The sequence below is a fragment of the Pseudomonas sp. CFBP 13710 genome (assembly GCF_014842235.1).
Classification (GTDB): Bacteria; Pseudomonadota; Gammaproteobacteria; order Pseudomonadales; family Pseudomonadaceae; genus Aquipseudomonas; species Aquipseudomonas baltica.
Genome location: NZ_JACYVJ010000007.1, coordinates 1 through 13,051 on the forward strand (window position 1 = coordinate 1; position 13,051 = coordinate 13,051).

The window sequence follows — 13,051 nt, forward strand, 5'->3', positions numbered from 1 at the left end:
CGAAGGGCGCGCCGCAGTCTGTCTGATGCACCGCAGCGCCTGTTTCGCGGCCGACGACCGCTCCTACGGGATCGTGCAAGCTTCGTAGGAGCGGTCCGTGGCCGCGAAGGGCGCGCCGCAGTCTGTCTGATACACCGCAGCGTCTGTTTCGCGGCCGATGACCGCTCCTACGGGATCGTGCAAGCTTCGCAGGAGCGGCCCGTGGCCGCGAAGGGCGCGCCGCAGTCTGTCTGATGCACCGCAGCGTCTGTTTCGCGGCCGCTGACCGCTCCTACGGAACTTGCACAAATCCTGTGGGAGCGAAGGGCGCGCCGCGGTTTCGATCAGGCCAGTTCGCCGCACAGGTCGAGTTCTACCAGGCGGCGGACTTCTTCCACCGGCAAGCCTGCACCCAGCAATGCGTGCAGCTTGCCCAATGCCGTCTCGCGGGTCATGCCGCCGCCGGAGAGCACGCCTGCATCGCGCAGGCGGCTACCGGCTTCATACACATCCAGTTCGACGCCGCCTTCCTGGCATTGCGTCAGCGCCACGACCACGATGCCCCGCGCCTGGGCTGCCCGCAGCGCGTCGAGGAACGGCGCGTTGTCGGACGGCCCGGTGCCGCTGCCGTAGCATTCGAGCAGCAAGGCCTGCACCCCGCTGTCCACGACCGCCTGCAACAGCGGCACGCCGAGGCCGGGGTACAGCGGCAATACACCGATGCTGGCAGGCTGACGTGGCTGGCGATAATCCAGCGCCGCCGGCATCGGTGCGACCCGGGCGGCGCCACCCGTGCGCCGCAATGCGGCAAACGGATTGCGCCCCGAGCTGCGCACCTTGGCGCAGCGGGTCGGCGGCAGCAGCGCACCGTGGAAATGCAGGTGTACACCCGGCTCCAGGCCCCGGGCGAGATCTGCCAGGGCGCCGTTGACGTTTTCCCAGGCATCGCTGCCGGGCACCCCGGCAGGCAGCATGGAACCGGTGAACAGCACCGGTGCCTGGAGCCCCAGCAACTGGAAGCTCATGGCCGCCGCGCTGTACGCCAGCGTGTCGGTGCCATGCAGGATCAGTACGGCATCGCACCCCTGCTCATCCACCGCTCGAACCACGGCTTCGCGCAGACGCTGCCAGTAGGCCGGCGTCATGTTGGCGCTGTCGATCAGCGGCAGCAGTTCCTCGAAGCTGAAGTGCGGCACCACCCGTTCAGGCTGGGCATCGAGTTGTTCGCGCATGCGCGCCTCGAAGCCCGAAGCCGGAGCCAGGCCATTGGCACTGGCCTGCATGCCGATGGTGCCGCCGGTGTACAGCACCCGCACATGACGGGCAGGGGATGCGATGCTCATGCAGAAGGCTCCTTAACGCTGGACGGGCAGGGGTGCCTGGGCCTTTTCATCGGCTGCCGACGGATTTGGTACCGGCCAGGCCTTCAGATCCAGGTCGAGGTCGGCGAACTGCCGCGAATCGAACACCGGTACCTTGATCCCGGCACTGCGCTGCGCATCATAGTCGCGCAGCAGGCGCAGGCCGGTCTTGAACAGCATGGCCAAAGCGATCAGGTTGACGAAGGCCAGCAGGGTCATGGTGATGTCGGCGAAGGCAAACACCGTTTCCAGGTTTTCGATGGCGCCCCAGAAGATCAGCAACAGCACGATCGCGCGGTACACCAGCACCGCCTTGCGGTTGTCGCCGATGAGGAAGCGCAGGCTGTTCTCGCCCAGATAATAGTTGTAGAGGATCGAGGTGAACACGAACAGCGACAAGGCAACACTGATGAACACCCGGCCCCATTCACCCACCACGTTGGCCAGCGAGTTCTGCGTCAGAGCAATGCCATCGCCCTCGAAGCCCGGCGTGTAGAAGCCCGACAGCAGGATCACCAGTGCGGTACAGGTACAGATCACGAAGGTGTCGAGGAAGACGCTGAACGCCTGCACCACGCCCTGTGCAACCGGGTGTTCGACCTGCGCCACGGCGGCCACGTTGGGCGCACTGCCCAGGCCCGCTTCATTGGCGAACACACCACGTTTCACGCCCATGACGATGGCGCTGCCGAGCAGACCGCCGAATACCGGGTCCAGGCCGAACGCGCTGCGCACGATGGTCGCCAGCATTTCCGGAACCTGATCGAACTGCAGCACGATCACATAGAGGCTGACGGCGATGTAGGCCAGGGTCTTGACCGGCACCAGCAGGTCGGCGACCGCCGCGATTCGCTTGATACCACCGAAGAACACCAGGCCCAGCAACGCGGCCAGGCCGACGCCGGTCCAAGTGGTGGACAGGCCGAAGGCATCGTTCAGCGAACTGGTGACCGCATGCGATTGCAGGCCGTTGAAGGCAAAGCCGAAGGTCAGCAGCAACAGCACCGCCATGACCATGCCCAGCCAGCGCTTGCCCAGGCCGTGCTGAATGTAGAACGAAGGACCGCCGCGGTATTGGCCGTCGGGGTCGCAGCGCTTGTAGGCCTGCGCCAGTGTACATTCGAAGAAGCTGCTGGCCATGCCCACCAGGGCGGTGACCCACATCCAGAACACCGCGCCCGGGCCACCCAGGGTCACGGCAATGCCGACGCCTGCGATGTTACCGGCGCCGACTCGCCCGGCCAGGCTGAGCATCAGTGCCTGAAACGAGCTGAGCTGGTCTGAACTGTTGCGCAGGCTGTCGCGGAACACACTGAACATGTGCAGGAAGTGGCGCAGTTGGACGAAGCGCGAGCGCACGGTGAAATAGCCACCGAGGCCGACGATAAGCACGATCAGGACTTTTCCCGAGAGGAAGTCGTTGATGACTTCAAGCATGGGGGTTACCTCGTCAAGTTCAAAAGGGCGGCACTATACCCATAGGTGTAAGGCCGCGCAGCTTTTTGGTGCATAGGACTGGGCATATTCATCTTGTGGGATGTTTGACCCAGGGCGTTACAGCGGCACAAAAAAAGGGCTCCGAAATTGCTCTCGGAGCCCTCAAAAGGTGAGAGGTGTCTAGTCCCTCGACCTGGTGAGCGTACGGCCGGCTCAGGCCTTGAGGGGCACGAGGCGCGGCGCGATCATGTTTTCCGGGCGCAGGATGTCGGCCAGCATGGCGTCGTCGAGCAGGCCTTCCTCACGTACCAGCTCCAGCACGCCGCGACCTGTCTGCAGGGCGATGCGAGCGATACGGGTGGCGTTTTCATAGCCAATGTAGGGGTTCAGCGCGGTGACCAGGCCGATGGAGTGCTCCACCAGCTCGCGGCAGCGCTGTTCGTTGGCGGTGATGCCGACGATGCAGTGTTCACGCAGCATGTCCATGGCGCGCTGCAGCAGGCGGATGGAGTCGAAGATCTTGTAGGCGATCAGCGGTTCCATGACGTTGAGCTGCAACTGCCCGCCCTCGGCGGCGATGGTCAGGGCCAGGTCGTTGCCCATGATCTCGAAGGCGCACATGTTGACCGCTTCGGGAATCACCGGATTGACCTTGCCCGGCATGATCGAGCTGCCCGGCTGGCGCGCCGGCAGGTTGATCTCGTTGATGCCGGTACGCGGGCCGCTGGACAGCAGGCGCAGGTCGTTGCAGATCTTCGACAGCTTGACCGCAGTGCGCTTGAGCATGCCGGAGAACAGCACGAAGGCACCCATGTCGGAGGTTGCTTCGATCAGGTCGGCGGCGGGCACCAGCGGCTGGCCGCTGATGGTGGCCAGGCGCGACACGGCCAGGGCCTGATAGCCCGGGTCGGCGTTGATGCCGGTGCCGATGGCGGTGCCACCCAGGTTGACTTCGGTCAGCAGTTCCGGAGCCAGGCTGCGCAGGCGGTTGAGGTCTTCGGTCAACGTGGTGGCGAAGGCCTTGAATTCCTGGCCCAGAGTCATCGGCACGGCGTCCTGCAGCTGGGTCCGACCCATCTTCAGCACGTGGGCGAATTCCACGCCCTTGGCGGCGAATGCCTGGATGAGGCTGTCGAGGCTGGCCAGCAGGGCGTCATGGCCCAGCAGCAGACCCAGGCGAATGGCCGTCGGGTAGGCGTCGTTGGTCGACTGCGCCATGTTCACGTCGTTGTTGGGGTGCAGGTACTGGTATTCGCCTTTCTGATGGCCCATGACTTCCAGGGCGATGTTGGCGATCACCTCGTTGGCATTCATGTTGGTGGACGTACCGGCGCCACCCTGAATCATGTCGACCACGAACTGATCGTGGAAATCGCCGCGCACCAGGCGGGCACACGCTTCACTGATTGCCGCATGCTTTGCTGTGTTCAGATGCCCCAACTGGTGGTTGGCATCGGCGGCGGCCTGCTTGACCATGGCCAGGGCCACGACCAGCTTGGGGTAGTGCGACAACGGCACGCCGGAGAGGCGGAAGTTGTGCACGGCGCGCAGGGTTTGAATGCCGTAGTAGGCTTCAGCCGGGACTTCGAGAACGCCGAGCAGGTCTTTTTCAGTGCGCAGTGATGCAGCGGAGGACATGATAGAGATAATCTCTGTAGAGGCCCGGCAAGTGCCGGAATGCTTGCAATGCTAGGCCTGTAGCAGATTTGCGGCTAATGCTGATGCTTGCTGGGGTATGCATAATCGGCATAATGGCGCATGTGACGCGCAAGGGTGATCCGGCGTATTCCAATGACGTCGGTGTTGTCCGCCGACGCGGCTTGCGCCGCTGCTACAAGGGATCCCTGTAGCAGCGGCGCGAGCCGCGTCCGGCTTTACACGCTGCCCGAATCAACGTACCGAGAACCGACATGAACCTGGAAAGCAAATGGCTGGAAGATTTCAGCGCACTGGCGGCCACCCGCAGCTTTTCACAAGCGGCTGAACGCCGCTTCGTCACCCAGCCTGCGTTCAGCCGGCGTATCCGCAGCCTGGAAGCTGCGCTGGGCCTGACGTTGGTGAATCGATCGCGCACGCCGGTCGAGTTGACCGAGGCCGGTCAGTTGTTTCTGGTCACGGCGCGCACGGTGGTCGACCAACTGGGCGAGGTCTTGCGTCATCTGCATCACTTGGAAGGCGGGCAGGGTGAAGTCATGCAGGTGGCTGCAGCGCACTCGCTGGCATTGGGGTTCTTTCCGGGCTGGATCGCGAAACTGCGCAACGACGGCCTGCCCATCGCCACGCGCCTGGTGGCCACCAACGTCGGCGATGCAGTGCATGCGTTGCGCGAGGGCGGCTGCGACCTGATGCTGGCGTTCTACGACCCCGATTCGGCGATGCAGATGGACCCGGAGATATTTCCGTCCCTGCATCTGGGCACCACCGAGATGCTGCCCATCTGCGCCAGCGACGCCCAGGGCCAGCCATTGTTCGACCTGGAAGGCGAGGGCAGCATTCCACTGCTGGCTTATTCTGCAGGCGCGTTTCTCGGGCGCTCGGTGAACCTGCTGCTGCGCCAGCGCAGCCTGCGCTATACCACGGTGTACGAAACCGCCATGGCCGACAGCCTGAAAAGCATGGCGCTCGAAGGCCTGGGGATCGCCTGGGTGCCGCGCCTGAGCGTACGCGCCGAGCTGGCTCGCGGCGAGCTGGTGGTGTGTGGCGGGCAGCAGTGGCACGTGCCGTTGGAGATTCGCGTGTATCGCTGTGCGTTGGTGCGCAAGGCCAATGTGCGGCTGTTGTGGAAGCGGTTGGAGGGTGCGGCGGCGGGCAGCGCCTGACTCGATTCGGCGGTGCTGCCTTCGCGGCCACTGGCCGCTCCTACGCAGAGCCATCGTGATCTCCATAGGCGCGGCCATCGCGATCTCTGTAGGAGCGGCCAGTGGCCGCGAAGCGTTCACCGCCGATTTCACTGACCTGAAAGTCAACAAACCCGTGCTTCGCAGCCATTTGACGGTCGGTCGAGATGGCTGCAATAAATCTTAATTCTTACGGTATACTGCGCGGCCTTCGGCCGGTCTGTTCCGGCCATTATTCGCATAACGAGCCACGCCGGTCTTCCTGCGTGGCTCGTTGTTTTTTGACGCGCCTGCGGGCGCCCAAGAGAAGAGGCTCGACGATGAGTGCATTGGTTGGCGTGATCATGGGCTCCAAGTCCGATTGGTCCACCCTTAGCCACACCGCCGATATGCTGGAAAAGCTCGGTATTCCCTTCGAGGTCAAGGTGGTTTCCGCCCACCGCACCCCGGACCTGCTGTTCCAGTATGCCGACGAGGCCGAAAGCCGCGGCATCGAGGTGATCATCGCCGGTGCCGGCGGCGCGGCGCATCTGCCAGGCATGTGCGCGGCCAAGACGCACCTGCCGGTTCTGGGTGTGCCGGTGCAGTCGTCCATGCTGTCGGGCGTCGACTCGCTGCTGTCCATCGTGCAGATGCCGGCGGGCATTCCGGTCGCCACACTGGCCATCGGCAAGGCCGGCGCGATCAACGCCGCGCTGCTGTCGGCCAGCATCCTGGGCGCCAAGCACCCGCAGTTCCACACTGCGCTGAAAACGTTCCGCGCCGAGCAGACAGACAACGTTCTGGACAATCCCGACCCGCGCCAGGCCTGAGGTTCTTTGACATGAAGATCGGTGTAATCGGTGGCGGCCAACTGGGCCGCATGCTGGCCTTGGCCGGTACCCCCCTGGGGATGAATTTCGCTTTCCTGGACCCGGCGCCCGATGCCTGTGGCGCCCCCTTGGGCGAGCACCTGCGGGCCGACTATGGCGACCAGGATCACCTGCGCCAGTTGGCCGACGAAGTCGACTTGGTCACCTTCGAGTTCGAAAGCGTTCCGGCCGAGACCGTGGCGTTCCTGTCGCAATTCGTACCGGTGTATCCCAGCGCCGACGCGCTGCGCATCGCCCGTGACCGCTGGTTCGAAAAAAGCATGTTCAAGGACCTGGGCGTGCCGACGCCGACGTTCGCCGACATCCAGTCCCAGGCCGATCTCGACGCCGCGGTGGCCAGCATCGGCCTGCCCGCCGTGCTGAAAACCCGTACCCTGGGCTATGACGGCAAAGGCCAGAAGGTCCTGCGCAGCGCCCTTGATGTGGCCGGGACCTTCGCCGAACTGGGCAGCGTGCCGTGCCTGCTCGAAGGCTTCGTGCCCTTTACCGGCGAAGTGTCGCTGATCGCCGTGCGCGCACGCGATGGCGAGACCCGCTTCTACCCGCTGGTGCACAACACCCACGAGGCCGGCATCCTGCGCCTGTCGGTGGCAAGCACCGCGCATCCACTGCAGGGGCTGGCCGAAGACTACGCTGGTCGTGTGCTGGAAAAGCTCGACTATGTTGGCGTACTGGCGTTCGAGTTCTTCGAAGTGGACGGTGGCTTGAAGGCCAATGAAATCGCGCCCCGCGTGCACAACTCCGGGCACTGGACCATCGAAGGCGCCGAGTGCAGCCAGTTCGAAAACCACCTGCGCGCCGTGGCCGGGCTGCCATTGGGTTCGACCGCCAAGGTCGGCGAAAGCGCCATGCTCAACTTCATCGGCGAAGTGCCGGCAGTGGCGCAGGTCGCGGCCATCGACGACTGCCATCTGCACCACTACGGCAAGGCGTTCAAGGTCGGGCGCAAGGTCGGTCATGCCACCGTGCGGTGCGCCGATCGCGCCACGTTGCAACGCCAGATCGCCGAAGTGCAGGCCCTTATCCAGGGTTGAGGAACCATTGCCGACCATCAACCCTCTGATGGCTGTACGCCAAGGCTGCTATCGCAGCTTGGCATCAAGCCTGTTCATATCAGAGGGAATATCATGGGAATCATCGGGACTATCTTCATCGGCTTGATCGTTGGTCTGCTGGCGCGTTTTCTGAAGCCAGGCGATGACAGCATGGGTTGGATCATGACCATTCTGCTGGGTATCGCCGGTTCCCTGGCTGCGACCTACGGTGGTCAGGCGCTGGGTATCTACCGGGCTGGCGAAGGTGCCGGCTTCCTCGGCGCGCTGGTCGGCGCGATCATCCTGCTGGTGATCTACGGCATGGTCAGCAAGAAGCGTTGATTCAACGCGCCTGATACCTGCGGCAGCCCTGCAGGTACCTGACTGGTTGCACCGCAGCCCCCCTCGAGCTTGCCTCGATGGGGGCTGCGTCACGTCTGGGCTGTGGTTAGAATGGCCGACTTTCCACTCTGGGCCCTGCCATGCGCCGACTTCTACTGCTCTGCTTCATGTTCGCCGCAGCCACTGCGCACGCTGAACTGCCGGAAACCGACTGGCTGCAGCTGATGCCCAAGGCAGACCAGCAGGCCTTGGAGCAGATGCCCGAAATCGACCACGACTCACCCGAGGCGCAGGGCACGTTCACCGAAAAGGGTGGCATGAAGCAAGCCAAGGGTCTGCCGGCGGTGATGTATTCCACCAAGACCGTGGCGGCCATGAACGGCAAGGACATTCGCATCGGCGGCTACCCCGTTCCGCTGGAAAGCGATGCCAAGGGCAACAGCACGCTGTTCTTCCTGGTGCCATACCCAGGCGCGTGCATTCACGTTCCGCCGCCGCCGCCGAACCAGTTGATCCTGGTGCGCTACCCCAAGGGGCTGAAGCTGGCCGATATCTACACGCCGTTGTGGGTCACGGGCAAGGTCAAGGTGGAGAAGGTCAGCAACGACCTGGCCGATGCGGCTTATGCGCTGGATGCGCAGAAAGTGCGGGTGGTAGAGGAGTCGGATTTGTGATTCTGCAGGTCTGGCCTCTTCGCGGGTAGAAGGCTCGCCGCCCGCCCCGCTCCCACAGTGGGGCATACAGCGTCCATGCGGGAGCGGGGCGGGCGGCGAGCCCTCTGCCCGCGAAGAGGCCGGACCTGCCTGCAAATATCAAAGCTCTGAAGCTGTAAACCTCACACCCATGGCACACGCCGCACCGGGTGCCAGCGTCACCACGTCATCCCAGACGTTCGCCGTCTCGATGCACAGCATGCCCTGCCATCCATCGTCGGCCATGTCCGGCAAGGCCGTGGCGCGCTCGACCCACGGGTTCCACACCACTGCGCTGCGCGAGCCGGTGGAGGCGAGGGTCACCCGACGTTGCCAGCCTGGGTCGACGAAACTCAGCTGCGCTGGAGTATTCAGGTAGATCCGGTCGGTTTCGCCGGCAAACCCGAGCACGCCAGCCTGCTGGCGGGGCTGCCAGCCGTCCAGGGTTTCGATGTAGGTCAGGCCGCCCAGGCACTCGACGGTGGCCTGACGCACGTCGCTCACCGCAAAGTAACTGTGCAGTGCCTGGCTCAGGCTGACGGGATGGTCGTCCAGGTTGCGACTGTGCAAGGTGATCTCCAGCGCCTCGCCAAGCACCACGCACAGCCTGACCTCGACCTTGTGCGGCCACCCTGGCAATTCGCCGCGAGCTGCCTGCGGCACGCTCAATTCGACCTTGATGCCCGATTCGAGCTGGTCGATACCCAGCAACTCCCAGTCCAGCGTCCGCACCAGGCCGTGGGCAGGTGCCTCGTCGCTGGCGGTGCGCATGGCCTGTACCGCCTCGGGATTGCGCCCAAGGTTGCCGAACCATGGCCAACACACCGGCACGCCGGTGCGAACGGCCTTGCCCGGCTTGTAGAGGGCGGCCGGGTTGGGCCAGATCAGCGGCTGCTGACCGTGACGCTGATAGCTGATTACCTGGGCGCCTTGTTGCGCGATCAGCAGCTCAGCCTGATCGGTGCTGATGCGCCAGCAATTGAGTTCATCGAGCTTGACCGATTCGACCTGCGGCTCAGACATGAAGAGTTCTCGCTATGGGTTCAAAAAGTCGGCTGATGCGCCGGTGGTACATCAGCGCCGCGGTGGTACCGCGCGCGTGCGGCCGCTGCCGTCGATGGCGACGAACACGAAGACGGCCTCGGTGACCTTGCGCCATTCGCTCGACAGTGGATCGTCGCTCCATACCTCGACCATCATCTGGATCGAGCTGCGGCCGATCTCCAGGGTCTGGGTATAGAAGGACAATTGCGCGCCGACGGCAACCGGGACCAGGAACGCCATGCGATCGATGGCTACCGTCGCCACCCGTCCACCGGCGACCTTGCTGGCCATGGCCGTTCCGGCCAGATCCATCTGGGCGACCAGCCAGCCGCCGAAAATATCGCCAAAGCCGTTGGTTTCGCGCGGCAGCGCGGTGATCTGCAAGGCCAGGTCGCCTTGGGGGATGGGATCTTCTTGTTCGAGTTCAATCATGCCGGGGGGGCCTCTGACCCGTGACGCTTTATTGGAGTGGCGCATTGATCGGCGCCAATGACAAAAGCCTACACGGCTTTTCTTTCAACTGGCGCACACAGGGTACCTCTGCGAAATCGGCTACAACGCTAGCTGCGTTTTCGCACAAGACCCTTTAATTAAGGCCAGTATATAGGCGCAGAACCGCCATAACGACCGTTCGCTGTCCAATTACTGCGATTGCCAATACAGGCCATGTGCTTTTTCTAGCAATTTGCTATCGTGCCTGCACTGCCAAACCCAAAACAGCAACAAAGCTGTGGATTTGTATATAAGAGAACATCACATGACCGCCGCGCCTTCGAGTATCGCTCCGCCTTCGCGTCCGCTGACCCGCAGTGATTACAAGACACTTTCGTTGTCCGCCCTGGGCGGTGCACTTGAGTTCTACGACTTCATCATCTTCGTGTTCTTTGCGGCGGTGGTGGGCAAGTTGTTCTTTCCTGCCGACATGCCCGAGTGGCTGCGGCTGATGCAAACCTTTGGCATCTTCGCCGCTGGCTATCTGGCGCGGCCGCTGGGCGGCATCATCATGGCGCACTTCGGTGACCTGTTGGGGCGCAAGAAGATGTTCACGTTGAGCATCTTCATGATGGCCGTGCCCACCCTGATCATGGGCCTGCTGCCCACTTACGCACAGATCGGCATCTTTGCGCCCATTCTGTTGCTGTTGATGCGGGTGATCCAGGGCGCGGCCATCGGCGGCGAAGTACCCGGGGCCTGGGTGTTCGTCTCAGAGCACGTGCCGGGGCGCAACGTCGGCTATGCCTGCGGCACGCTGACCTGCGGCTTGACCACCGGGATCCTGCTGGGCTCGCTGATGGCCACTGCCATCAACAGCATCTACACCCCGGCCGAGGTTTCGGACTACGCCTGGCGTATCCCTTTCCTGATCGGCGGTGTGTTCGGCCTGGCGTCGGTGTACCTGCGTCGCTGGCTGCATGAAACCCCGGTCTTCGCCGAACTGCAGCAGCGCAAGGCGCTGGCCGCCGAAGTGCCGTTGCGCACGGTGCTGCGCGACCATCGTGGGGCCGTGGCCATTTCCATGCTGCTGACCTGGTTGCTCTCGGCGGGGATCATCGTGGTCATCCTGATGACCCCGACCATTCTGCAGACCCTCTACGGCTTTACCCCCAAGCAGTCGCTGCAGGCCAACAGCCTGGCCATCGTGTTCCTGAGCCTGGGCTGCATCGGTTCGGGCGCGCTGGCTGATCGTTTCGGCGCCGGCAAGGTGTTCGTGGTCGGCAGCCTGGCGCTGCTGGCCACCTCCTGGACCCTGTTCCACAGCCTGCACGCGCATCCCGACTGGCTGTTTCCGCTGTATGCGGTGACTGGCCTGTGCGTGGGCGTGATCGGCGCGGTGCCCTACGTGATGGTCAAGGCGTTCCCGGCAGTGGTGCGTTTCTCCGGCCTGTCGTTCTCCTACAACGTGGCCTATGCCATCTTTGGCGGCCTGACGCCGATGGCAGTGACCCTGCTGATGAAGTCCAATCCCATGGGGCCGGCCTATTATGTGGCGGCGATCTGTGTGATCGGCTTCCTGTGCGGGTTGTACCTGATGGCCAAGAAGCGCTGAATCCGTTGGCCTTGTTCGCTGGCAGAGCCTGCGAACGAGGCCCGCACGGAGGATGATGGCCATTCATCCTACTGTCACAATCCTTTCATAGAGTGTCCCCACGGCCCGCCAATACCGAGCGCCGAGTCAACACCCTTTTCTGGATTTGCTAGGAGCAAGGCATGAAACTCACGCGTTTGATGGCCGCCATGACCTTCGTCGCCGCAGGCGTTGCCACTGCCAATGCGGTAGCCGCCGTCGACCCTTCCATCCCTGCGTACGTCAAGACCACCGGCGTGTCGGGCAACTTGTCCAGTGTGGGCTCCGATACCCTGGCCAACCTGATGACCTTGTGGGCCGAGAACTACAAGAAGGAATACCCGAACGTCAACATCCAGATCCAGGCAGCAGGTTCGGCCACGGCGCCCACGGCGCTGATCGAAGGCACCGCCAACCTGGGGCCCATGAGCCGCAAGATGAAGGACACCGAGATGGCGGCCTTCGAGCAGAAATACGGCTACAAGCCCACGGCCATTCCGGTGGCCGTCGACGCCCTGGCCGTGTTCGTGCACAAGGACAACCCGATCCAGCACCTGACCATGGAACAGGTCGACGCGGTGTTCTCGTCCACTCGCCTGTGTGGCGCCAAGGCCGATGTGAAGACCTGGGGCGAACTGGGCGTGACCGGCGACCTGGCCAACAAACCGGTGCAGCTGTTCGGGCGCAACTCGGTGTCCGGTACCTATGGCTATTTCAAGGAAGAGGCCCTGTGCAAGGGTGACTACAAGGCCAACGTCAACGAGCAGCCAGGCTCGGCCTCGGTGGTACAGTCGATCAGCAGCTCGCTCAATGGCATTGGCTACTCGGGTATCGGTTACAAGACCGCCAGTGTGAAGACCGTCCCGCTGGCCAAGAAAGGCACCAGCGAGTTCATCGAAGACACCGAGGAAAACGCCCTGAACGGCAAGTATCCGTTGTCGCGCTTCCTCTATGTGTACGTCAACAAGGCGCCGAACAAGCCGCTGGCGCCGCTGGAGGCCGAGTTCGTCAAGCTGATGCTGTCCAAGCAGGGTCAGGAAGTCGTGGTCAAGGATGGCTACATTCCCCTGCCGGCCAAAGTCGCCGCCAAGGCCCTGGCCGACCTGGGTCTGAAGGAAGGCGCAGACGTCGCCAAGCAATAAACATCGCCACCCCGTAGGAGCGGCCAGTGGCCGCGAAATGAGCGCCGCGGTACACCTGATGCACCGCAGTGACAGGTTCGCGGCCACAGACCGCTCCTACGGGATTAACCTACATCCATTCGCCGACGGCCTTGAGCCGGCCGGCGTTTTTGTCGCGTCACCTCATTGTCATGTTTCTGTCATACAGGATCGCTAGGGTGTGCGCATGAACGATCTGGCCAATTCCCCGATGACCCCGACTTCTCC

12 protein-coding genes are annotated in these 13,051 nt (G+C 63.3%); 7 read left to right on the plus strand and 5 right to left on the minus strand.

Annotated elements, in window-relative coordinates; translation table 11 throughout:
* Nucleotides 1–323 precede the first annotated feature (323 nt).
* From IFT44_RS15445 to IFT44_RS15455, 3 genes are all read right to left on the minus strand, one after another.
* The gene (locus IFT44_RS15445) at nucleotides 324–1,322 is read right to left on the minus strand and encodes an asparaginase (RefSeq protein ID WP_192176185.1); all 999 of its coding nucleotides are present in this window, start codon (nucleotides 1,320–1,322) and stop codon (nucleotides 324–326) included.
* Nucleotides 1,323–1,334: 12 nt separating this feature from the next.
* A complete protein-coding gene (locus tag IFT44_RS15450; protein WP_122479997.1) occupies nucleotides 1,335–2,777 on the minus strand; it encodes an alanine/glycine:cation symporter family protein in 1,443 nt (480 codons plus the stop codon).
* Between the two features lie 213 nt (nucleotides 2,778–2,990).
* Complete coding sequence (locus IFT44_RS15455; RefSeq protein ID WP_122479996.1) at nucleotides 2,991–4,415, minus strand: aspartate ammonia-lyase; 1,425 nt, start codon at nucleotides 4,413–4,415, stop codon at nucleotides 2,991–2,993.
* Between the two features lie 272 nt (nucleotides 4,416–4,687).
* Between IFT44_RS15455 and IFT44_RS15460 the strand changes: the two genes are divergently transcribed.
* The 5 genes from IFT44_RS15460 to IFT44_RS15480 all read left to right on the plus strand — a co-directional run bounded on the left by IFT44_RS15460 (nucleotide 4,688) and on the right by IFT44_RS15480 (nucleotide 8,536).
* Nucleotides 4,688–5,596 (plus strand): LysR substrate-binding domain-containing protein, encoded by a 909-nt coding sequence (locus IFT44_RS15460; RefSeq protein ID WP_122479995.1) that lies wholly within the window; start codon nucleotides 4,688–4,690, stop codon nucleotides 5,594–5,596.
* A gap of 338 nt (nucleotides 5,597–5,934) precedes the next feature.
* On the plus strand, nucleotides 5,935–6,426 hold the full coding sequence (gene purE, locus IFT44_RS15465; RefSeq protein WP_122479994.1) for a 5-(carboxyamino)imidazole ribonucleotide mutase: 492 nt from the start codon (nucleotides 5,935–5,937) through the stop codon (nucleotides 6,424–6,426).
* A gap of 11 nt (nucleotides 6,427–6,437) precedes the next feature.
* Nucleotides 6,438–7,520, plus strand: a complete 1,083-nt coding sequence (locus tag IFT44_RS15470; RefSeq protein WP_192176186.1) for a 5-(carboxyamino)imidazole ribonucleotide synthase — start codon at nucleotides 6,438–6,440, stop codon at nucleotides 7,518–7,520.
* A gap of 93 nt (nucleotides 7,521–7,613) precedes the next feature.
* Entirely contained in the window at nucleotides 7,614–7,862 is a 249-nt protein-coding gene (locus IFT44_RS15475) for a GlsB/YeaQ/YmgE family stress response membrane protein (RefSeq protein ID WP_122479992.1), read from the plus strand.
* A gap of 140 nt (nucleotides 7,863–8,002) precedes the next feature.
* A complete protein-coding gene (locus IFT44_RS15480; protein WP_192176187.1) occupies nucleotides 8,003–8,536 on the plus strand; it encodes a DUF3299 domain-containing protein in 534 nt (177 codons plus the stop codon).
* Between the two features lie 138 nt (nucleotides 8,537–8,674).
* Here the strand turns inward: IFT44_RS15480 and IFT44_RS15485 are convergent, their stop codons facing one another.
* Both IFT44_RS15485 and IFT44_RS15490 read right to left on the minus strand, forming a co-directional pair.
* Nucleotides 8,675–9,577, minus strand: coding sequence for a D-hexose-6-phosphate mutarotase (locus IFT44_RS15485; RefSeq protein ID WP_185794653.1), 903 nt, complete (start codon nucleotides 9,575–9,577; stop codon nucleotides 8,675–8,677).
* A 51-nt stretch (nucleotides 9,578–9,628) separates the two neighbouring features.
* A complete protein-coding gene (locus tag IFT44_RS15490; protein WP_043192132.1) occupies nucleotides 9,629–10,030 on the minus strand; it encodes an acyl-CoA thioesterase in 402 nt (133 codons plus the stop codon).
* A gap of 325 nt (nucleotides 10,031–10,355) precedes the next feature.
* Here IFT44_RS15490 and IFT44_RS15495 point away from each other — a divergent pair, with 325 nt between their 5' ends.
* Together IFT44_RS15495 and IFT44_RS15500 are read left to right on the plus strand one after the other, a co-directional pair.
* Nucleotides 10,356–11,645 (plus strand): MFS transporter, encoded by a 1,290-nt coding sequence (locus tag IFT44_RS15495; protein ID WP_122479989.1) that lies wholly within the window; start codon nucleotides 10,356–10,358, stop codon nucleotides 11,643–11,645.
* Between the two features lie 161 nt (nucleotides 11,646–11,806).
* Complete coding sequence (locus IFT44_RS15500; RefSeq protein ID WP_192176188.1) at nucleotides 11,807–12,805, plus strand: phosphate ABC transporter substrate-binding protein PstS family protein; 999 nt, start codon at nucleotides 11,807–11,809, stop codon at nucleotides 12,803–12,805.
* Nucleotides 12,806–13,051 lie beyond the last annotated feature (246 nt).